Here is a 20,815-nt window from a genome sequence, read left to right as displayed (position 1 = left end):
AAGCCGGCTTTGGATCGCCTCGCGATTCCTCCGCACCCATTTTGCTTCCCTCCCCTGACGAGTTTCCCCATGACCGCACCCGACGTCGATGAGTTGATCTCCCGCATCCAGTTCACGCCGCGCGCGAGCGCAGGTCCGCGGCGCGCCCGCGCGCTGATGATCCAGGGCACCAGCAGCGACGTCGGCAAGAGCATGGTGGTCGCCGGCCTGTGCCGCGCCTACAGCCGCCGCGGGCTGGTGGTGCGTCCGTTCAAGGCGCAGAACATGAGCAACAACGCGGCGGTCGCCGGCGATCCCGATCTGCCGCCCGGCCCCGACGGCGAGGCCGCGCGCGGCGAGATCGGCCGCGCCCAGGCGCTGCAGGCGCGGGCCTGCCGGACCGCGCCGTCGATCCACATGAACCCGGTGCTGCTCAAGCCGCAAACCGAGATCGGCGCGCAGGTGGTGCTGCGCGGCCGCGTGCTCGGCAATTGTCCGGCGCGGATCTATCACCACATGCGGCAGCGGCTGATCCCGGCGGTGCTCGACAGCTTCGAGCGGCTCGCCGGCGAGGCCGATCTCGTGCTGGTGGAAGGCGCCGGCAGCGGCGCCGAGGTGTATCTGCGCGCCTCGGACATCACCAATATGCGCTTCGCCGAGGCCGCCGATCTGCCGGTCGTGTTCCTCTCCGATATCGACCGCGGCGGCACGATGGCGGCGCTGGTCGGCAGCTACGTGCTGCTGAACGACGGCGACCGCGCCCGCGTCGCCGGCTATCTGATCAACAAATTCCGCGGCGACTTCTCGCTGTTCGAGCCCGGCTGCCGCACCATCACCGAACAGACCGGCTGGCCGTTTCTCGGCGTGCTGCGCTGGTTTCCCGGTGCCGATCGATTGCCGGCGGAAGACTCGCTGGCGCTCGAGCGCGCCGCGGCCGCGAGCCGCGGCCGGGTGAAGATTGCGGTGCCGCGGCTGCAGCGCGTGGCGAATTTCGACGATCTCGATCCGCTGGCGGCCGAACCCGACGTCGATCTGCGCTGGATTCAGCCCGGTTCGCCGATCCCCGGCGACGTCGATGTCGTGGTGCTGCCGGGCTCGAAGGCGACGCGCACCGAACTCGACCTGATCCGGCGCGAAGGCTGGGATATCGACATCCGCGCGCATGTGCGCCGCGGCGGCCGGGTGATCGGCCTGTGCGCGGGTTTTCAGATGCTCGGACGGGTCGTGCGCGATCCGCTGGGCATCGAGGGGCCGGCGGGCGAAACGCCCGGCCTCGGCCTGCTCGATGTCGAGACCGAGATCTCGGACGACAAGCGCCTGACCGAGATCGACGCCATCGACCGGCGCGGCGGCTGTCGCGTCACCGGCTACGAAATGCACATGGGGCGCACCACCGGCGCGGGCCTGGCGCGGCCGTGGCTGCTGCTCGACGACGGCCGCGGCGAACCGCGGCCCGAAGGCGCGGTGTCGCCGGACGGGCGCGTCATGGGCGCGTATCTGCACGGCCTGTTCGGTGGCGACGCGTTCCGCTCGGCGTGGCTGACCGAACTCGGCGCCGCGACCTCCGGCCTCGACTTCGAGCGCCGCGTCGAAGACGCGCTCGACACCCTTGCCGACCATTGCGAGGACAATCTCGATCTCGACGCCCTGCTGGCGCTGGCGCGATGAGGCCGCGGCCGGGGCACCGCCGTTGAACGGCGCGAGGTCCCGGCGCGTTCTCGTCGGGTGATTGTTGAACGACAGGCGCCGGATCGCGTTCCCCGCCGGCGAGACCGGCTCATTTGAGACGCGAGCGCCGTGCGGCGCCGCGACTGCAGCCGTTTGCGGGCGTCATCGGTACACGATCATCGTTCCGTTTCGGGCCGGCGCCCGTTCCATCCAGACGTTCGCATCCTCCCGGCGGAACGTCCGACAGTGGAGACGGTTGAGCAAGAACTTCCCGTCGCGCAAACACTCAAGAAGGCCTGGCCATGTATCACCACGTGAAAAAACTCATGTACACCGTACGTGTCGATGAACCCGATGTGCGTTTCGGCAATATGTTGCTGGAACAATTCGGCGGCGCCAATGGCGAACTCGCGGCCGCGATGCAGTACTCGATTCAGGGGCTCAACTGCGAAGATCCCGACCGCAAGGATCTGCTGATGGACATCGGCACAGAGGAGCTCAGCCACCTCGAAGTGGTGGGCTGCCTGGCGCGATTGCACCTCAAGCCGTCGAAGTTCGACCGGCAGGCGGCGGAGACCGATCCGTTGATCGCCATCGCCGGCGGCGGTGGCGTCAATCTCTTCAACTCCCAGGGCAATCCATGGACGGCCGACTATCTGAAAATCACCGGAGAGCTGGATGTCGATCTGCGTAGCAACATCGCGGCCGAGGCGCGCGCCAAGATCGTCTACGAAAGGCTGATCAATTTCTGCGACGATTCCGGCACCAAGGACGCGTTGCAGTTTCTGATGACGCGCGAAATCACGCATATGAAGGCGTTCGCCGCCGCGCTCGAAAGCATGAAGAAGCCGGCCTTCTCGATCGGCGCGATCGCGCCGACACCGGGCCTGGTGAATCAGTACTTCAACGATTCGACCGGCGTCGGCGATGAGGGCGAGCTTGATACCCGGGGTCCGTGGAATGAGGGCGGCGATTGGGAACTGGTCGATTCCCCCGCACTGCAACAATCCAGCGACGCCGAGGCCGCGAGTTCGATCCGCACCGAAAGCTCGCCGCCGACCGCCCCCGACGGGCTGGACGACCTGCTGATCGACGAGCTTCGCGACATCCTGCATGGTGAAAAGCAGCTCATCAAGGCGTTGCCGAAAATGGCGAAGGCCGCGCGCTTCGATCAGCTTCGCGAGTTGTTCGAGCTCCACCTCCACGAAACCGAGCAGCAGATCGAGCGTCTCAACGAGTGCTTTTCGCTGCTCGGCGTCAACGCCCGCGCCAAACCCTGCAAAGGCATGATGGGTCTCGTCGAAGAGGGACAAGAGATCATGGCGGATGGCCAGGAGAAGACCGACGCCGCAGCGGACCTTTCGCTGATCGGCGCCGCCCAGCGGGTCGAGCACTACGAGATTTCCGGCTACACCACGGCGAAGAATCTGGCTCAGCAACTCCGCCACTCCGCGGTGGTTGCGCTGCTGTCCAAATCATTGGCCGAGGAGCAGAATGCAGATCAGTTGCTCAACCAAATCGCACGCTCGCTGATGTCGGTGGCGAAAATGCCGGCGGCCATCGAGCAGACCGAGGAAGCTTGACTCAACGGAGCCGGCGTCCGCGCCGGCTCCGCCTTCCCGCCGACGGACGCACAGGAGCGTTTGATCGATTGATTGAACCGATATGGCTCTCACCGGATGCACGGACCCCTCACCCTGAGAGCCTGACCGGAAATGACGGCCGCCAGATCAACGCCCTAACCCGTCTGCGAGCGAAGCGAAGCAATCCAGAGGCGCCGTATGGGGCGCATGGTTCGAGACGGCGCTTCGCGCCTCCTCACCATGAGGTTTGCTGCGGCGAGTATCCCTGAACTCCAATGCTGATTCCATTGGAGACAGAACGGCTCTTGAGCGCTTCATCGATTGATTGAAGCAATCCGGCCTTTCCAGAGGCACTGAGTCCTCATCCTGAGGAGCCCGGCGAAGCCGGGCGTCTCGAAGGATGGGGCAACGCAGTGCCGGTGGCGCATGGTTCGAGACGGCGCTGCGCGCCTCCTCACCATGAGGATGTAGTGGTGGCTGCGCATCATCAATCCTGATGCCACCTAAACCAGAACGGCCCTAACCGTCCCCCGCACCGACCTCTTGGGTCGAGGTCTTCGCGAGACATCACGCAAACACAACGTCAAAGGCATGTCACATGCCCGCTGATCGCCCGGGCAAATGCCAGGTCGCGTTTAGTGAAGTGTTTGATTTCTCAGGGAAACATGGTGGGCGCACCAGGGCTCGAACCTGGGACCCGCTGATTAAGAGTCAGCTGCTCTACCAACTGAGCTATGCGCCCGGAACCGATCCGGAATTTCCCGTGCGGGACGGCTGCGTTTAGCAAAGCAGGCCGGGGATGTCCAGCAAGCCGGGCGACTTTTTCCCGCTCCGGATCGATCTTTTTGGAAGGCGGAAAACCGCCGGACGCCCGGCGGTTTTCGCGGCCGACAGGGCTGGCGCCGCACTCAGAGCTGGCGCGGGCCCGGACCGTCGTCGATGTCGTCGCGGTCGTCCATCATGCCGGGGCGGGAGCCACGGTCACGATCACCGTCACGATCCCAGTCGCGATCCCGGCGCCGGTCGCGGTCGCCGTCATCGTGCATGAATCGCGGATGGTGCCGCCCCATGCCCCAGCCGTGGTGGGCGCCTTCGAACCGTGTCAATGCCCGCAGCCGGCGCTTCTGGGCGTCGTCGAGCGACTTGTAGAGCGGATCGGCGGCGTCGGCGATCTTCTTCATTGCCGCGGCGGTGGCGGCCATGCCGTCGGCGCGGTCGCGCAGCCGCTCAACCGGATTGCCCGGCCCGCGGCTGTCGCGGTCGTCGTCGCGCGCCTTCATCCGCGCCTCGGCGCGGTCGATCCGCAGCTTGGCGAGTTCCTTGACGGCGGTTTCGAGCGGCGGCCAGAGCTTCTCCTGATCCGGCGTGAGCCGGAGCCCCGCCCTCACCGCTGCGATCCGCGCATCGGCGAAGGCGGCGCGGTCCTCCGCGCTGGCCCAGGAACGATCAGCGCGATGATCGCGATGATGATCGAGCCAGCCGCGGTGCTGCGCATAGGCGGCGGACGTCCCGGCGAGAACCAGCGCGGTGGCGCCGGCGAACAGAACCTTCTTCATGGAAGCCTCCTTGCAAAGGTGCCCTGAAGATGTGGTCCGCCCGGCGCCCGATCAACTTACGGTTTCGACAGAATGCCGCTGATTACCAAGATGTAATCCGGCGGAAACATATCGACCGCGTTCGGAAGCAATCGCAACATTCCGTCACGCGCCTACTTGATCGCCGGCCCGAACACGAGATTGGGCAGGAAGGTGGAGATCTCCGGAATGTAGGTGATGATCATCAGGAAGCTGAGCAGCACCAGCAGGCGCGGCCGCGCGCACCACCTTGGTGAGCGGCATGCCTGTGATGCCTGAGGCGACGAACAGATTGAGCCCGACAGGTGGGGTCACCAGCCCGATCTCCATGTTCACGACATAGATGATACCGAGATGGATCGGATCGATGCCGAGCTGCATCGCGGTCGGGAACAGGATCGGCGCGGTGATCAGCACGATCGCGGTCGGATCCATGAAATTGCCGGCGACCAGCAGGATGATGTTGACGATCAGCAGGAAGTGCCACGGCTGCAGCTGGGCGTCGGTGATCAGCCGGGCGATGTCCTGCGGAATTTGCGCCGTGGTCAGGACGTGGGCGAACAGGAAGGCGTTGCAGATGATGAACATCAGCATCACCGAGACCCGGCCGGAATCCAGCAGCACCCGCGGCACCTCGACGATCTTGAGGTCGCGATAGATGAACACGGCAGCGACGAAGGCATAGACCGCGGCCACCGCGGCGGCTTCGGTCGGCGTGAAGATGCCGCCATAGATGCCGCCCATCACGATCAGGATCAGCAGCAGCCCCCACGAGGCCTGGCCGAACAGCGACAGCCGCTCGCCCCAGGAGGCCTTGGGCTGTCGCGGCAGCTTCTTGATCCGCGCCGTGACATAGATCGCCACCATCAGCGCGAGGCCGAGCAGCAGGCCGGGAATGATGCCGGCGATGAACAGCCGCCCCACCGACGATTCGGTGGCCGCCGCAAACACCACCATCACGATCGAGGGCGGGATCAGAATGCCGAGCGTGCCGGCGTTCACGATCACGCCGGTGGCGAAGGACTGGGTGTAGCCGACCTTGACCATGCCGGCGATCACGATCGAGCCGATCGCCACCACGGTAGCCGGCGACGATCCCGACACCGCCGCGAACAGCATGCAGGCCAGCACCGAAGCGATCGCCAGGCCGCCCGGCAGATGGCCTACGGCGGAGATCGCGAAATTGATCATCCGCTTGGCGACGCCGCCGGTGGTGAGAAAATTGCCGGCCAGAATGAAGAAGGGAATCGCCAGCAGCGTGAACTGCTCGGTGGTCTGAAAGAACTTGAGCGACAGCGAGGCCAGACTGTCGTTCTGGAACAGCAGGATGGTCAGGATCGACGACAGGCCGAGCGACATCGCGATCGGCATGCCGAGGCCGAGCATCGCGAACAGCGCGGCGAACAGAAAGACGGTGTTCATCGCTGCACCGTCGTGGCGTCGAGTTCTTGATGATTGGGGAGGTGATGCTCCACCGCTTCCTGGGCCTCGTTGGCGAGTTCATAACCGCCGGATTGCCCGGTGATGATCCGCCATCCCATTTCGAGCAGACGGATGAACAGCGCCGCGAAGCCGAGCGGCAGGCAGATGCTGAGAATCCAGCGCTTGACCGGAATATCCTCGGCCTCGACGTCGATGATCATCAGGCGGTTGATGTATTCGTAGGAGCCGTAGACCATCAGGCCGGCATAGAGCAGCGCCAGCGCCACGACGATCAGGCCGACGATGCGCCGGCCGCCCGCGGGCAGCAGATTGACGGCCGCATCGACGCCGATATGGGCCCGGACGCGGACGCAATAGGCGATGCCGATCATCACCAGCCAGGCGAACAGATAGAAGTTCGCCTCGAGCGCCCAGATGAAGCCGGAGTTGAAGCCGTAGCGCAGGACGACCTGCACGAATGTCAGAATCGTCATCGCGCCGAGGATCAGGGCGATCAGCCCCTCCTCGATGCGATGGAACAGCGTCCGCAACGTCACCGGCTTCCTCCCCCAAGGTCGTCACAACGGCGGCCGCGGAATTCCGCGACCGCCGTCATTCAATCGATCGATCGATAGCGCTCGATCAGTTGGTCTTCGATTCGTTCGACGCCACCGCAGCGTCGATCAGGTCCTTGCCGATCGCGCCTTCGAACTTGGCCCACACCGGCTTCATCGCGGTGACCCACTGCTTGCGCTGCTCGGGCGTGAGCTGATGGATCTTGCTGACGCCCGAAGCGGCGATCTTCTGCTTGGCTTCGTCGTTGAGCTTGCCGGCGACGTCGTTATTGACCTTGGTGGCCTCGTCCATCGCCTTCTTCATGGCGTCCTGCAGGTCCTTCGGCAGAGCGTTCCACCACTTGGCGTTGACCACGACCATGTAGTCGATCACGCCGTGGTCGGACTCGGTGATGTCCTTCTGCACTTCATAGAACTTTTGCGAGAAGATGTTGGACCAGGTGTTCTCCTGGCCGTCGACGGTGCCGACCTGCAGCGCCTGATAGACTTCCGAGAAGGCGAGCTTCTGCGGGGTGGCGTTCAGAGCCTGGAATTGCGCGGCGAGAATGTCGGACGCCTGGATGCGGAACTTCAGACCCTTGGCGTCTTCCGGCTTCAGCAGCGGCTTGTTGGCCGAGATCTGCTTCATGCCGTTGTGCCAGTAGGCAAGGCCGAGGAAGTTCTTCGATTCCATCGAGCGGAGCAGATCCTGTCCGGCCTTTCCGGCCTGGAAACGATCGACCGCGGCGATGTCGTTGAACAGGAACGGCAGATCGAACACCTGAATCTGCTTGGTGAACTTGTCGAACTTCGACAGCGACGGCGCGATGAACTGCACGTCGCCGAGCGCGACCGCTTCCATTTCCTTGGCGTCGCCGAACAGCTGCGAGTTCGGATAGACTTCGACCTTCACCTTGCCGTTGGTGTATTTCTCGGCCAGTTCCTTGAACTTGATCGCGGCCTGCCCCTTCGGCGTATTGTCCGCCACCACGTGGCTGAATTTGACGATCACCGGCTGCTGCGCGGCAGCAGGGCCGGTCAGCGCGAGCGCTGCGATCGATGCAACTACAAATATGGATTTACGCATGTTCTCTCCCAAATCGTTTGAGGAATGCGCCCCGGCGCTCCTCCATCATTCGACTACCAGCCGCACCAATATAGAGAAGCGCTACGAAAGGCTATTGCCCCTTTAGCAGGGGCGCGGCAAAAAGTTGCTGCAACGCAAAAAGGCGGTGCAACATGCACCGCCTCGGTCGTTTTGCGGGTCGCGTGACCGATGCCGATCAGCCGGCCACGGCGACCGCCGGCGCGTCCTGACGGACGTCGCGCTGGCGCTTGGCGACGATCTTGTTGAGCGCCCCCAGATAGGCCTTGGCCGACGCTACCAAGGTATCGGGATCAGCGGCCCGCGCGGTCATCGAGCGGCCCTCGTGCGACAGCCGGACCGAGACTTCGGCCTGGGCATCGGTGCCTTCGGTGACGGCGTGGACCTGATACAGCTCCAGCTTGGCCTCGTGCGGCACCAGCGCCTTGATGCAGTTGAACACCGCGTCGACCGGGCCGTTGCCCTCGGCTTCCTCGATCCGGATCTGGCCGTCGACGTCGAGCTTCATGGTGGCGCGCTGCGGGCCATGGGTGCCGGCGATCACCGTCAGCGATACCAGCTTGATCTGGTCCTGACCGTGCAGCAACTGCTCGTCGACCAGCGCCTCAATGTCCTCGTCGTAGACGTCCTTCTTGCGGTCGGCCAGCGCCTTGAACCGCACGAACACGTCCTCGATCTGGTTGCGCGACAATTTGTAGCCCAGCTCTTCCATCTTGTGGATCAGGCCGGCCCGGCCGGAATGCTTGCCCATCACCAGCGAGGTGCCCTTCACGCCCACCGTCTCCGGCGTCATGATCTCGTAGGTCTGTGCGTTCTTGATCATGCCGTCCTGATGGATGCCGCTCTCGTGGGCGAACGCGTTACGGCCGACGATCGCCTTGTTGTACTGCACCGGGAACGAGGTCGCCGCCGACACCGTCTTGGAGGCGTGGGTCAGCATCTTGCTCTCGATGTTGTTCCAGTAGGGCAGCGAGTCCTGACGCACCCGCATCGCCATCACCACTTCTTCCAGCGCGGCATTGCCGGCGCGCTCGCCGATGCCGTTGATAGTGCACTCGATCTGGCGCGCCCCGCCCTGCACGCCGGCGATCGAATTCGCCACCGCCATGCCGAGGTCGTCGTGACAGTGCACCGAGAACCTCGCCTTGTCGGCGTTCGGCACCGTCTCGCGCACCTTGCGGAACATCTCGCGATATTCCTCGGGCACCGCATAGCCAACCGTGTCCGGCAGGTTGATGGTGGTGGCGCCGGCCTTGATCGCGGCCTCGATGCAGCGGCACAGGAAGTCGAAATCGGTGCGGGTGGAGTCCTCGGCCGACCACTCGACATCGTCGGTGTGGTTGCGCGCCCGCGTCACCGACGAGATCACCATCTCGTAGACTTCCGGCGCTTCCATCTTCAGCTTGTACTTCATGTGCACCGGCGAGGTGGACAGGAAGGTGTGGATGCGGCCGCGCTCGGCCGGCTTGATCGCCTCGGCGCAGCGGTCGATGTCCTTGTGCGCCGCGCGGGACAATCCACAGATCACCGAATTCTTCGAACGCTTGGCGATTTCGTGTACCGCCTCGAAGTCACCGTCCGAAGCAAATGGATAGCCCGCCTCGATCACGTCGACGCCCATGTCGTCGAGCATCTTGGCGACGTTCAGCTTCTCTTCGAAGGTCATGGTGGCGCCGGGGCACTGCTCGCCGTCGCGCAAGGTGGTGTCGAAAATGATGACGCGGTCCTGCTCGGACTTCGGGGTCGTGGTCATGAGAGATTTCCTTGGTTCGGTGCGCCGTCTCTGCGGAGATTTCGGCGCGAGTGGGTCTGGCATTCTTGCGATCCCCTGAGTGCCCAGGCGCATGCGCCCAGACGGCCCTCAGGGGCGAATAAGCAGAAGCAGCCCGCCAAGCGCGAGGGTGATCAGCGCGAGGGTCTGAAGCGCGGCCTGACCGATCGGCGCAGCCGGAATCGCGGACGCGGCGATCGCCACCGTCCTCTTCATCCCAGCCTTGTCGCCGCGAATCGCCATATCCGACACCTTGAGGTCCATATCGTGCGCGACAACCCATAACGGAAGGTTGACGAAAGAGAGTTGACGCAAGTCGCCGACGGACCGGACAGTTATCCTTCTAGACGACCTCACCGAGGGTTCGCAACGGCAAATGATGGACAAAATCCGCGAATAAACGTCAGAAATCCTGACCTAAACCATCGTCGGCCCGCCCCTGCGCCGGAGCGGGTTTCCTCTCTGGGCGAAACCCCTTATGGCTTTGCGCAAGCTGACAACACAGCATGGAGCGATGCGTTGAACTCGATCGATCTGGCCTCGCTGGCCGCCGCCACCCCGACCCTGCGCCATGACTGGACCCGGGAAGAAGCCGCCGAGATCTATAACTCGCCGTTCGCCGACCTGATCTTCCGGGCGCAGACCATTCACCGCCAGAGCTTCGACGCCAACGCGGTGCAGTGCAATCAGTTGCTCAACGTCAAGACCGGCGGCTGCGCCGAGGATTGCGGCTATTGCAGCCAGTCGGCGCATCACGACACCGCCCTGCCCGCCTCCAAGCTGATGGACCCGCAGAAGGTGATCGAGGGCGCCAAGGCCGCGCGCGACGCCGGCGCCACGCGCTATTGCATGGGCGCGGCCTGGCGATCGCCGAAAGAGCGCGACATGGCACCGGTCATCGAGATGGTGAAGGGCGTCAAGGCGCTCGGCATGGAAGCCTGCATGACGCTCGGCATGCTCACCGAGGATCAGGCGCAGCAGCTCGCCGACGCCGGCCTCGACTACTACAACCACAACATCGACACCTCGGAAGAGTTCTACTCGTCGGTGGTGAAGACCCGCAGCTTCGGCGACCGGCTCGACACCCTGGCGAAGGTGCACGACGCCGGCATCAAGGTCTGCTGCGGCGGCATCCTCGGCCTCGGCGAGAAGCCGACCGACCGCGTCGAGATGCTGCGCACCCTCGCCAACCTGCCGCAGCATCCGGAGAGCGTGCCGATCAACATGCTGATCCCGATCGAGGGCACGCCGATCGCGTCGACCGCCAAGCCGGTCGATCCGTTCGAATTCGTCCGCACCATCGCGCTGGCGCGGATCATGATGCCGAAGTCGGACGTGCGGCTGGCCGCCGGCCGCACCGCGATGAGCGACGAGATGCAGGCGCTGTGCTTCCTCGCCGGCGCCAATTCGATCTTCATCGGCGACACGCTGCTGACCACGCCGAATCCCGGCGACAGCAGGGACCGCGCGCTGTTCGCCCGCCTCGGCATCACCCCGCGCGACGACCTCGGCGTCCACGCCCACGGCTGAGGCCCGGACGACAAAGTTCGTCATGGCCGGGCTTCATCCCGGCGGGACGAGCCCGGCCACGACGGTTTGATGGTGGCGACTAATCCTCGCCGTGCAGCAGCATCGTGAGGTAGGCGGTGACGAAGCGCGGCATCGATGGCAGAAGATCGGCCTCCGACCGCACCAGATGCACCCGGCTGAATTCCGGGTGCGCGTCGCGCGCCAGATGCGCCTCGATCCGCGACTGCAGCGCCTCGCCGGGCAGATAGACATCCAGCAGGCGCAGCATCGCCACATAGGGGCCGGCCTCGACGCAGTGCCAATGATCGGCCGCGCGATAATCCGAACGCCGCAACCCGGTCTCCTCCTCGACCTCGCGCGCGACACTGGCGGGAATATCGAGCCGCTTGCCGCGGACGTCGGACGGGTCGGGCGTGCCGCCGGCGAAATACACCTTGCCGGCATTGGCGGTGTGCGCGCCCATCTCGCCGAGCACGATCGCGCCGTCGCTCGAGCGGATCACCCCCATGCCGAAGCCGTTGAACACCGACAGATCCGGAAACTCCCATTCGCGCCAGCACAGGAAGCTGGCGAAGTCGGTCTCGAAATAGTCGGCGCTGAAGCGGCCGCCCTCGAAGCGCGGCCGGCGCCCCATCAGCACGCGGCCGTTCCACAGCTTCGGCTGCTCCAACTGCCGCGCCGCGAAGTATCCATCGATCTTCGACCGGTGCGTTTGCGCGAACGGCCACGCATGGTCGTCGACCCACAGGTCGAGTTGCGTCACACGATGGATCGTGACCGGCGCGGACGCGCTCATCGCGGTCGCTGCTACTTCGCCACACCCGACGTCTTCGCCTGCTCGACGAAGGCGTTGGTGTAGGTCCTGGTGACGTCGATATTGGCCTTCGCCACATCCGGCGAGCTGGTGCTGAACACCGCGAGCACCGCGTCGGCGCCCTTCGGGTCCATCAATCCGGTGGTCGAATACATCGGGATCGTGTTCTTCAGCGCGGCGACGTATTGCGCCTTGTCCTTGCCGACGATGTTCGGCGGCATCTTGTCGGCGATCTCTTCGGCCGAATGCGCGTGGATCCAGTTCAGCGTATTCAGGATCGCGTTGGTCAGGCCCTGCGCCTCCTTCGGATGCGCCTTGATCCACGCCACCGTCGAATACAGCGCGCCGCCGGGATAGTCGCCGCCGAACACCTCGCGGGTGTCGTGCTCGGTCCTGGTGTCGCTGAGGATGCGCAGATCGGCGTGTGCCGCCTGCAGGATCGTCACCGCCGGATCGAGCATCACCGCGGCGTCGATCTGGCCCTGCTGAATCGCCGCCACCGCGGTGGCGCCGAGGCCGACGCCGATCACCGAGACGTCGTTCGGATCGACGCCGTTCTTCTTCAACAGATACTTCAGGAAAAAATCGGTCGACGAGCCCGGCGCGCTGACGCCGACCTTCTTGCCGGCGAGGTCCTTGACCGACTTGACCTCCGCGGTGTGCCGCGGCGACACCACCAGCACCAGCCCCGGATAGCGGTCGTAGACCACGAAGGACTGCATCTCCTGCTTCTTGGCGGCGAGATTGACGGTGTGGTCGAAATAGCCGGAGACGACGTCGGCGCTGCCGCCGAGCACCGCCTTCAGCGCATCGGAGCCGCCCTTGAGGTCGACCAGTTCGACGCTCAGTCCGGCCTTGTCGTATTCGCCGAGCTGCTTGGCCAGCACCGTCGGCAGATAGCACAGGCACGCCCCGCCGCCGATCGCGATCGTCACCTTGCTCTGCGCGGCCGCGAGCGTGGTCGTCAGCAGCAGCGCCGACAGCAGCGCGGCGACCTTGGCGAGTATCGTTTTCATGACGTTTCTCCCGGAACGAAGCGGTGCAGGATAGGCGAAAGCCGCCGAGGACTCTAGTCGGTCTGCTGGACGGCGCCGCCCGGCTGCGGCCGCCACACCAGCAGCCGCTTTTCGACCAGGCTGACCACCAGGTCGATCAGGATCACGAATACCGACAGCACGAACATGCCGGCGAACACGCCGGCGACGTCGAAGCTGCCTTCAGCCTGCTGGATCAGATAGCCGAGCCCGGCGGCGGCGCCGAGATATTCGCCGACCACCGCGCCGACCACGGCGAATCCGACCGCGGTGTGCAGCGACGAGAACATCCACGACAGCGCCGACGGCCAGAACACGTGCCGCATCATCTGCCGCTCGCTCATCCCCAGCATCCGCGCATTGTCGACCAGCGTCGCGCTGGTTTCCTTGACGCCCTGATAGACGTTGAAGAACACCACGAAGAAGACGAGGGTCACGCCGAGCGCGACCTTCGACCAGATCCCGAGGCCGAGCCACAGCGTGAAGATCGGCGCCAGCACGACGCGCGGCAGCGCGTTGAACATCTTCACATAGGGATCGAACACCGCCGCGACCCGCGGCTGCCGCGCGAACCAGAACCCGACCAGCACCCCCGCCACGGAGCCGATCACGAACGCCAGCAGCGATTCCCACAGCGTGATCATGAGATGCTTCCAGATCACGCCCGAGGCGAACCAGGCATAGACCTGCTTGGCGACGTCCACTGGATTGGAAAAGAAGAACGGCGGCAGCAGCAATTTGCCGGCGATCGGCACGGTGGTGAGCAACTGCCACACGCCGAGCGCGACAACCGCGACGAGGAGCTGCAACGACAGGAGCTTCAGCCGCGACATGGCGAGGCCCCCGCGTACTCCCCTCCCCCTTGCGGGGAGGGGTCGGGGGTGGGGGTCAACGGGCACTGAGCCCGTCGCCACCCCCCACCCCAACCCTCCTCCGCAAGGGGGGAGGGAGTTCGCCGTGCGAGGGTCAAGTCAGCGGCCTTCACGAACACTCCCATCACGCCACCGCCTGCCCATACGCCTTCATCACCTGCTCACGCAGCACGCCCCAGATCTCGCGATGCAGCGCGTGGAACTCGTGCGTCAGCCTGATCTCGAAAATGTCGCGCGGCCGCGGCAGCTCGACGCGCCAGTCCCCGATGATGCGCGACGACGGCCCCGACGACATGATCACCACCCGATCGGCCAGCGCGATCGCCTCCTCGAGATCATGCGTGACGAACAGCACCGCCTTGCGATGCGCGCTCCAGAGCTGCAGCAACAGATTGCCCATGATCTGCCGCGTCTGCGCGTCGAGCGGGCCGAACGGCTCGTCCATCAGCAGGATCTTCGGATCGCGGATCAGCACCTGCGCGAGGCCGACGCGCTTGCGCTGGCCGCCCGACAGCATGTGCGGATAGCGGCCGGCGAAGGCGCCGAGCCCGACCGTCTCGAGCCAGCCCTGCGCCCGGCTCAGCGCCTCGGCGCGCGGCGTGCCGACGACGTCGAGGCCGATCGCGACATTGTCGATCGCGGTCTTCCACGGAAACAGCGCGTCGGCCTGAAACAGATAGCCGGCGTCGCGATTGAGCCCGTCGAGCGGCGCGCCGAAGATCCGCGCCTCGCCCGCCACCGGCCGCAGCAGCCCGGCGGCGACGTTGAGCAGCGTGGACTTGCCGCAGCCCGTCGGTCCCACGATGGCGACGAACTCGCCATCGGCGATTTCGAGCGACGCCTTCTCGACGGCGGTGTAGATGCGGCCGTCGGCGAGCCTGAACGCCACCGTCGCGTCCCGCAAAGCGATTGCCGTCGATGCCTTTCCGCCCACGCCTCGTCCTCCATTCCCGCGCGGACCATTCAACGCCGCGTGGCAAACTGCAAGTGCGGCTTGCGCTTTGCCGCGACCCGCCGTCATGTAGCCGGCATGATGCGCGACGCCACGCCGATGATCGCCTATGACCGCGTCGACAAGAGCTTCGACGGCGGCCGGACCAAGGCGGTCGACGGCCTCTCGCTCGGCGTCGCGCGCGGCGAGTTGCTCGCCATCGTCGGCGGCTCCGGCTCGGGCAAGACCACGCTGCTGCGGCTCGCCAACCGGCTGATCGACGCCGACACCGGCACGATCACGATCGATGGCGAGGACATCCGCGCCGCCGATCCGATCGCGCTGCGCCGGCGCATCGGCATCGTATTTCAGGCCGGGGCGCTGTTCCCGCATCTGTCCGTCGCCGGCAATATCGGCATCACGCCGAAGCTGCTCGGCTGGCCGCGCGACAGGATCGCCGCCCGCATCGACGAACTGCTCGATCTGGTGCGGCTCGACCCCGCTCAATATCGCAACCGCTTTCCGCACGAACTCTCCGGCGGCCAGCGCCAGCGCGTCGGCGTCGCCCGCGCGCTCGCCGCGAAACCCGCCATCGTGCTGATGGACGAACCGTTCGGCGCGCTCGATCCCTTGACCCGCGACGCGCTGGCCACGGATTTTCGCGCGCTGCACGAACGGCTCGGGCTCACCACCGTGCTGATCACCCACGACATCACCGAGGCGCTGCTGCTGGCCGACCGCATCGCGGTGATGCGCGCCGGCCACCTGCTGGCGCAAGGCAGCGCCGCGGAGCTGGCGCACAGCACCGATCCTTATGTCACCGAACTGCTGCAGACGCCGCGCCGGCAGGCGCAAAAGCTATCGGCACTGCTGCCGCAGGACGGCGCGGCATGAGCCTGTTCGGCGATCCGCGCTGGAGCGAGGCGCTGGCCAATCTGCCCAACTACCTCGGCGCGCATGTCCGCGTCAGCCTCGCCGCGCTGACGCTCGGCCTCGCGATCAGCCTGCCGCTGGCGATGGTCACGCGACGCAACGCGATCTTGCGCGGCGCCCTGCTCGGCTTCGCCGGTGTGGTGCAGACCATTCCCGGCCTGGCGCTTCTCGCGCTGTTCTATCCGCTGCTGCTGGCGCTGGCGGCGCTGAGCCTGAGCGCTTTCGGCGTCGGCTTCTCGGCGTTCGGCTTCCTGCCCGCGGTGCTGGCGCTGGCGCTGTATGCGATGCTGCCGGTGCTGCGCAACACCATCACCGGGCTCGACGGCGTCGATCCAGCGCTGCTCGAGGCCGCGCAAGGCGTCGGCATGACGCCGCGGCAGACGTTGACGATGGTCGAGCTGCCGCTGGCGCTGCCCGTGATCATGGCCGGCATCCGCACCAGTGCGGTGTGGGTGATCGGCACCGCGACGCTGTCCACTCCCATTGGCCAGACCAGCCTCGGCAACTACATCTTCGCCGGGCTGCAGACGCAGAACTGGGTGCTGGTGCTGTTCGGCTGCGCCGCCGCCGCGGTGCTGGCGCTCGCGGTCGATCAACTGCTGGCGCTGATCGAGACCGGCCTGCGGCTGCGCAGCCGTGTCCGCACAGCCCTCGGCGGCGTCGGCCTCGCCGCGCTGGTGATCGCGACGCTGGCGCCTTCGCTGGCCGGCACGCGATCGACCTACGTCGTCGGCGCCAAGACCTTCACCGAGCAATATGTGCTCGCGGCCCTCCTCCAGCAACGGCTCGAAGCCGCCGGGCTGTCGGCCACGACCCGCGCCGGCCTCGGCTCCAGCGTGATCTACGACGCGCTGAAGAGCGGCGACATCGACGCCTATGTCGACTACTCCGGCACGCTGTGGGCGAATCAGTTCAAGCACCCCGGCATCGCCGCGCGCGAACAGGTGCTGGCCGATCTGAAGCAGGATCTCGCCAAGGACGGTGTCACTTTGCTCGGCGATCTCGGCTTCGCCAACGCCTATGCGCTGGTGATGCCGCGCGCCAGGGCCGAGGCGCAGGGCATTCGCTCGATCGCCAATCTCGCCGCCCGCGCGCCGACGCTGACCATCGCCGGCGACTACGAATTCTTCTCCCGGCCGGAATGGGCCAATTTGCGCAAGGCCTACGGCCTCGCCTTCGAGACCGAGCGGCAGATGCAGCCCGATTTCATGTACGCCGCCGTCGCCTCCGGCGAGGTCGACGTCATCGCCGGCTACACCTCGGACGGGCTGATCGCCAGATACGATCTCGTCGTGCTCGACGATCCGCGCGCCGCGATCCCGCCTTACGACGCGGTGCTGCTGCTGTCGCCGCAACGCGCCGGCGATGCGAAGCTGCGCGCCGCGCTGACGCCGCTGCTCGGCCGGGTCGGCATCGACGCGATGCGCGAAGCCAATCTGCAAGCAGGGTCGGGCAAGACGCCGGACGTGGTGTCGCGAGCGCTGTGGGAGAAGGTGAAGCCGTAGGGCGGATAAGCGAAGCGCCATCCGCCACCTACGCTTCGACTCGCAAGGCGGCGGATGGCGCCTTCGGCTTGTCCGCCCTACCGGACATTCGCTTACTTCGCCGGCTGCAGCCCCAACCTGCGCGCGACGATCCTGTCCACCCATCGCGGCGGCAACTTGGTCGAGAGCCAGAATTGCAGCGGCCCTGGCGTGATCACGTCGTGGGCCTTCGGCTTCGGCGACGTCAGCGCGTCGAGGACGTGCTGCGCGATCGTCTCCGGCGGCAGCCCGCTTTCATCCATTTTCGGCAGCATCGCGCGGATCTTCAGCAGCGCCGGATAGAACGGCGAATTCGCGAAACGCGAGACGTCCTCCTGCTCGGCCTTGGCCCAGATCGGCGTCTTCACCGCGCCGGGCGCAACGATCACCACGTCGATGCCGAACAGCATCATCTCGCGGCGCAGCCCGTCGGACAGGCCGTTGAGCGCGTGCTTCGACGCCGAATACGCCGCCATCAGCGGATTGCCGAATTTACCTGCGATCGACGACATCATCACGATCCGCCCCGGCGACCCGCGCAGCGTATCGTCGGTGCCGAGCAGCGGCGCGAACGCCTGCGTCGCCACGATCGGGCCGATCACATTGACCTCGAACTGCCGGCGGAAATCATCCGCCGACAGATCGATCACCGCGCCCGACACCGCGATGCCGGCATTGTTGATCAGCCCGGCGAGCCGCTCACCGCCGAGCGCGGCGCGCACCTCGGCCGCTGCAGCGTGCACCGCCGCCTCGTCGGTGACGTCGAAGATCAGCGGCGTGAAGTTCGCGCCGAATTCATGAATCAGCCGCTCCGCATCCGCCGGCTTGCGGACGCTGCCGAACACGCGAAAACCCTTGTCCAGCAGCAGCTTCGCGATGGCGTGACCGATCCCGGTGGAGACCCCGGTGACGACGACAGATGGCATGATCCGCTCCTCTCGAACGCATGACCGTAGCACAGCCAAATGAAAACGGGACCGCGTCACCGCGATCCCGTTCGCATTGGATGTGACGCGAAGTCTTGCGCCGAGCACGGCGAGCTCCCTCGCCCCGCTCTTGCGGGGAGAGGGGTGGGGTGAGGGGCGACACGAGTCGCTGGCTCTCGGCTCCGCCGAGACGCCCCCTCACCCTCGCGCTTACTGTCCCGCGACCGCGACTTCGCCCTTGATGACGTCGCCGAAACGCTGCCAGCGTTCGCCCTTGAAGGACATCATCTGGAACTGATCGATCGGCGAAAAGTCGGTCGCGCTGGTGTTGACGGTCACGCCCGGCAAGAGGCCGTCGAGCTTGACGTCCTTCATGCTCGCGGCCTGCTTCATCAGGTTCGCGCGGCTGAGATCGTCGCCGCACATCCGCAGCGCCTCGGCCATGGTCTGGGCGATGCTGTAGCCGGACAGCACGGTGCTCTCCATCGCCTTGCCTTCGGGAATGTACTTCTCGACGAAGGCGTGGAAGACCTTCATCCCCGGATCCTCGTTCCACTGCGGATCGGTCGGGTCCTTGGCGAAGGTCGCGGACACCAGATCCTGCGCATTGTCGAGGCCGGCCGGGCGCAGCACGCTGCCGAGCGACGAGCTGGCGTTCGGCACGATGTGCAGCGGCTTCCAGCCGAGTTCGGCGACCTTCTTGATCGCCTGCGCGGCGAACTTGCCGGTCGCGAACGAGAGCAGCGTGTCGGCGCCGGCCGCCTTCATCTTGACGATGTGGGAATCCACCGTCGGCTCGGAGACCTCGTAGCTGGATTCGGCCACGATCATCGTCGCCGCCTTGTCGCCGAGGCCATCCTTGAGACCGCGAACGTAGTCCTTGCCGAAATCGTCGTTCTGGTAGAACACGCCGATCTTGGCGTCGGGCTTTTCCTTCAAGAGATACTTCGCGTAGGCGGCGGCTTCGGCCTGGTAGCTCGGCAGCCAGCCCATCGTCCACGGAAACGCCTTGGGGTCGTTCCAGCGCGACGCGCCGGTGGCGAGGAACAGTTGCGGGGTCTTCTTGGCGTTGAGATATTTCTGGATCGCGATGTTCGAGGCGGTGCCGACATTGCCGACGATCGCCAGCACCTCGTCGCTCTCGACCAGCTTGCGGGTCTGCTCGACCGTCTTCGGCGGCGAATAGGCGTCGTCATAGGAGATCAGGTTGATCTTGCGGCCGTTGATGCCGCCCTCGTCGTTGATCTTCTTGAAATAGGCCGCATAGGTCTTGCCCAGAATGCCGTAGGCCGAGGCCGGGCCGCTATAGGGCACGGTGTTGCCGAGCTTGATCTCGGTGTCGCTGGCGCCGGGGCCGTATTTCTTCTGGGCCAATGCCGGGCTCGCGGCCAGCATCGCGATCGCAGCCGCAAAAGCGGCTACGGAAGTCGTCTTGATACGCATTTTTGATCCTTCTTTTTGCGTTTCCCCGAAGCGGCTGTCGGCCGCGCGAAGTTCTCCCGTTGACCGGGGTTAGGTCGGCGCGTCGGATGCGCGCGTGTCTGATTTGGGTGGCGTGTCGGTCGCGGTCGCGCCGCCCTGCTCCGCCAGTGCCCGCACGTCCGCGGCGGCGGTCTGGACGTGGCGCTGCACCAGCGACGCTGCGGCCGCTTCGTCGCGCGCTTCCACGGCGGCCACGAAGGCGCGGTGATCGTCGAGCGAGCGGCGGCGGATCGCAGCCGAGTCGAAATAGCGCCGCCGCCAGGTCGTGCTCATCAGCATCAGCGGCGTCAGCGTGCGCACCAGAATGCGGTTCTGGCTGGCGGCGACCAAAGCGAGGTGAAACTCGACATCGGCATCGGACGGATTGCGGTCGGCGTCGACCAGCGCCGCATAGGCATCGAGCAATCGGTGCAGCTTCGCCAGGTCGGCCTCGGTCCGCCGCCGGCAGGCCAGCCGCAGCGCCTGCTCTTCACAGATGATCCGCGCCTCGGTGACGTCGCGCGTCACCTGAGGATCGAACGCCAGCCCGAGATCGGCCTGCAGCACCAGCGCATCGAGCCCGCCGTCCTCGACCGCGTTGCGCAGGAAGATGCCCGATTTCGGCCTGCGCTCGGTGATCCGCATCGCGTCCAGCACCGCCAGCGCCTCGCGCACCGAACTGCGCGCCACGCCGAACCGCTCCGACAATTCCCGCTCCGACGGCAACCGGTCGCCCTTCGCCAGCCGATGGTGCTGCACGAATTCGAGCGTCCTGCGGACCGTGTGGGTGGCTTCGGAATTGAGCGGGGTCGCCATAACTGACCCTACCAATCTGGTCTGACCAGATCAAGACACCGAGGCTGCGGCGGATTGCACCGCGTTTTGGGCAGTGCCTCGTAGGGCGGATAAGGCGCCCTTGCGCCGCCATCCGCCACTCCGGCCCCACGCGCAAAACAGCGGATGGCGCCTTCGGCTTATCCGCCCTACGGAGGCAAACCCGTCGCAAACGAAAACGGGACCGCGTCGCCGCGGTCCCGCTTCGATTGCCACCATCATCGTGTCGTCATCCTGAGGTGCTCGCCCGGCAGGGCGAGCCTCGAAGGATGCGGCGGCGGGTGCAAGCGGCCCATCCTTC

17 protein-coding genes, 1 tRNA gene and 1 pseudogene are annotated in these 20,815 nt (G+C 65.8%); 5 read left to right on the top strand and 14 right to left on the bottom strand.

What is annotated here, in order from left to right:
• Positions 1–69 precede the first annotated feature (69 nt).
• Positions 70–1,647, top strand: coding sequence for a cobyric acid synthase (locus SR870_RS03210; RefSeq protein ID WP_322516605.1), 1,578 nt, complete (start codon positions 70–72; stop codon positions 1,645–1,647).
• Between the two features lie 302 nt (positions 1,648–1,949).
• On the top strand, positions 1,950–3,230 hold the full coding sequence (locus SR870_RS03205) for a DUF892 family protein (protein ID WP_322516604.1): 1,281 nt from the start codon (positions 1,950–1,952) through the stop codon (positions 3,228–3,230).
• A gap of 666 nt (positions 3,231–3,896) precedes the next feature.
• Here the strand turns inward: SR870_RS03205 and SR870_RS03200 are convergent.
• The 7 genes and pseudogenes from SR870_RS03200 to SR870_RS03170 all read right to left on the bottom strand — a co-directional run bounded on the left by SR870_RS03200 (position 3,897) and on the right by SR870_RS03170 (position 9,920).
• Positions 3,897–3,972, bottom strand: a tRNA-Lys gene (locus tag SR870_RS03200).
• 166 nt (positions 3,973–4,138) lie between these two features.
• Entirely contained in the window at positions 4,139–4,786 is a 648-nt protein-coding gene (locus SR870_RS03195; protein ID WP_322516603.1) for a Spy/CpxP family protein refolding chaperone, read from the bottom strand.
• Positions 4,787–4,938: 152 nt separating this feature from the next.
• Positions 4,939–6,226 (bottom strand): annotated as a pseudogene (locus SR870_RS03190) (TRAP transporter large permease).
• Positions 6,223–6,783 carry a TRAP transporter small permease gene (locus tag SR870_RS03185; protein WP_322516602.1) on the bottom strand — a complete coding sequence of 187 codons (561 nt, stop codon included), beginning with the start codon at positions 6,781–6,783 and terminating at the stop codon, positions 6,223–6,225. The pseudogene SR870_RS03190 and the gene SR870_RS03185 overlap by 4 nt, the downstream one beginning before the upstream one ends.
• Positions 6,784–6,868: 85 nt before the next feature.
• The gene (locus SR870_RS03180) at positions 6,869–7,867 is read right to left on the bottom strand and encodes a TRAP transporter substrate-binding protein (RefSeq protein WP_322516601.1); all 999 of its coding nucleotides are present in this window, start codon (positions 7,865–7,867) and stop codon (positions 6,869–6,871) included.
• A 196-nt stretch (positions 7,868–8,063) separates the two neighbouring features.
• Positions 8,064–9,638 (bottom strand): 2-isopropylmalate synthase, encoded by a 1,575-nt coding sequence (locus SR870_RS03175; RefSeq protein WP_322516600.1) that lies wholly within the window; start codon positions 9,636–9,638, stop codon positions 8,064–8,066.
• 108 nt (positions 9,639–9,746) lie between these two features.
• Positions 9,747–9,920: a hypothetical protein gene (locus tag SR870_RS03170; protein WP_322516599.1), complete on the bottom strand. Its 174-nt coding sequence runs from the start codon at positions 9,918–9,920 to the stop codon at positions 9,747–9,749.
• Positions 9,921–10,175: 255 nt separating this feature from the next.
• On the opposite strand from SR870_RS03170, the gene bioB reads away from it, so the two are divergent.
• Complete coding sequence (bioB, locus tag SR870_RS03165; protein ID WP_322516598.1) at positions 10,176–11,186, top strand: biotin synthase BioB; 1,011 nt, start codon at positions 10,176–10,178, stop codon at positions 11,184–11,186.
• Positions 11,187–11,265: 79 nt separating this feature from the next.
• Here the strand turns inward: bioB and SR870_RS03160 are convergent, their stop codons facing one another.
• From SR870_RS03160 to SR870_RS03145, 4 genes are all read right to left on the bottom strand, one after another.
• Entirely contained in the window at positions 11,266–11,982 is a 717-nt protein-coding gene (locus tag SR870_RS03160) for an NUDIX hydrolase (protein ID WP_322516597.1), read from the bottom strand.
• 11 nt (positions 11,983–11,993) lie between these two features.
• Positions 11,994–13,016 (bottom strand): ABC transporter substrate-binding protein, encoded by a 1,023-nt coding sequence (locus tag SR870_RS03155; protein ID WP_322516596.1) that lies wholly within the window; start codon positions 13,014–13,016, stop codon positions 11,994–11,996.
• A gap of 53 nt (positions 13,017–13,069) precedes the next feature.
• The gene (locus SR870_RS03150; protein WP_322516595.1) at positions 13,070–13,867 is read right to left on the bottom strand and encodes an ABC transporter permease; all 798 of its coding nucleotides are present in this window, start codon (positions 13,865–13,867) and stop codon (positions 13,070–13,072) included.
• 163 nt (positions 13,868–14,030) lie between these two features.
• Entirely contained in the window at positions 14,031–14,816 is a 786-nt protein-coding gene (locus SR870_RS03145) for an ABC transporter ATP-binding protein (protein ID WP_416221181.1), read from the bottom strand.
• 123 nt (positions 14,817–14,939) lie between these two features.
• Between SR870_RS03145 and SR870_RS03140 the strand changes: the two genes are divergently transcribed.
• Entirely contained in the window at positions 14,940–15,731 is a 792-nt protein-coding gene (locus SR870_RS03140; protein ID WP_322518393.1) for an ATP-binding cassette domain-containing protein, read from the top strand.
• The gene (locus tag SR870_RS03135; protein ID WP_322516593.1) at positions 15,728–17,275 is read left to right on the top strand and encodes an ABC transporter permease/substrate-binding protein; all 1,548 of its coding nucleotides are present in this window, start codon (positions 15,728–15,730) and stop codon (positions 17,273–17,275) included. Before SR870_RS03140 ends, SR870_RS03135 begins: the two co-directional genes overlap by 4 nt.
• A gap of 92 nt (positions 17,276–17,367) precedes the next feature.
• On the opposite strand, the gene SR870_RS03130 is transcribed toward SR870_RS03135, so the two are convergent.
• The 3 genes from SR870_RS03130 to SR870_RS03120 all read right to left on the bottom strand — a co-directional run bounded on the left by SR870_RS03130 (position 17,368) and on the right by SR870_RS03120 (position 20,496).
• Positions 17,368–18,219 carry an SDR family NAD(P)-dependent oxidoreductase gene (locus SR870_RS03130; RefSeq protein WP_322516592.1) on the bottom strand — a complete coding sequence of 284 codons (852 nt, stop codon included), beginning with the start codon at positions 18,217–18,219 and terminating at the stop codon, positions 17,368–17,370.
• 210 nt (positions 18,220–18,429) lie between these two features.
• The gene (locus tag SR870_RS03125; RefSeq protein WP_322516591.1) at positions 18,430–19,662 is read right to left on the bottom strand and encodes an ABC transporter substrate-binding protein; all 1,233 of its coding nucleotides are present in this window, start codon (positions 19,660–19,662) and stop codon (positions 18,430–18,432) included.
• A gap of 69 nt (positions 19,663–19,731) precedes the next feature.
• Positions 19,732–20,496 carry a FadR/GntR family transcriptional regulator gene (locus SR870_RS03120; RefSeq protein WP_322516590.1) on the bottom strand — a complete coding sequence of 255 codons (765 nt, stop codon included), beginning with the start codon at positions 20,494–20,496 and terminating at the stop codon, positions 19,732–19,734.
• Between the last annotated feature and the right edge of the window lie 319 nt (positions 20,497–20,815).

Source organism: Rhodopseudomonas palustris (assembly GCF_034479375.1).
In the GTDB taxonomy this organism is placed as follows: Bacteria; Pseudomonadota; Alphaproteobacteria; order Rhizobiales; family Xanthobacteraceae; genus Rhodopseudomonas; species Rhodopseudomonas palustris_M.
Note: the sequence above shows the minus strand (reverse complement) of the source record. Positions and strands in the feature narration are given on the sequence as shown.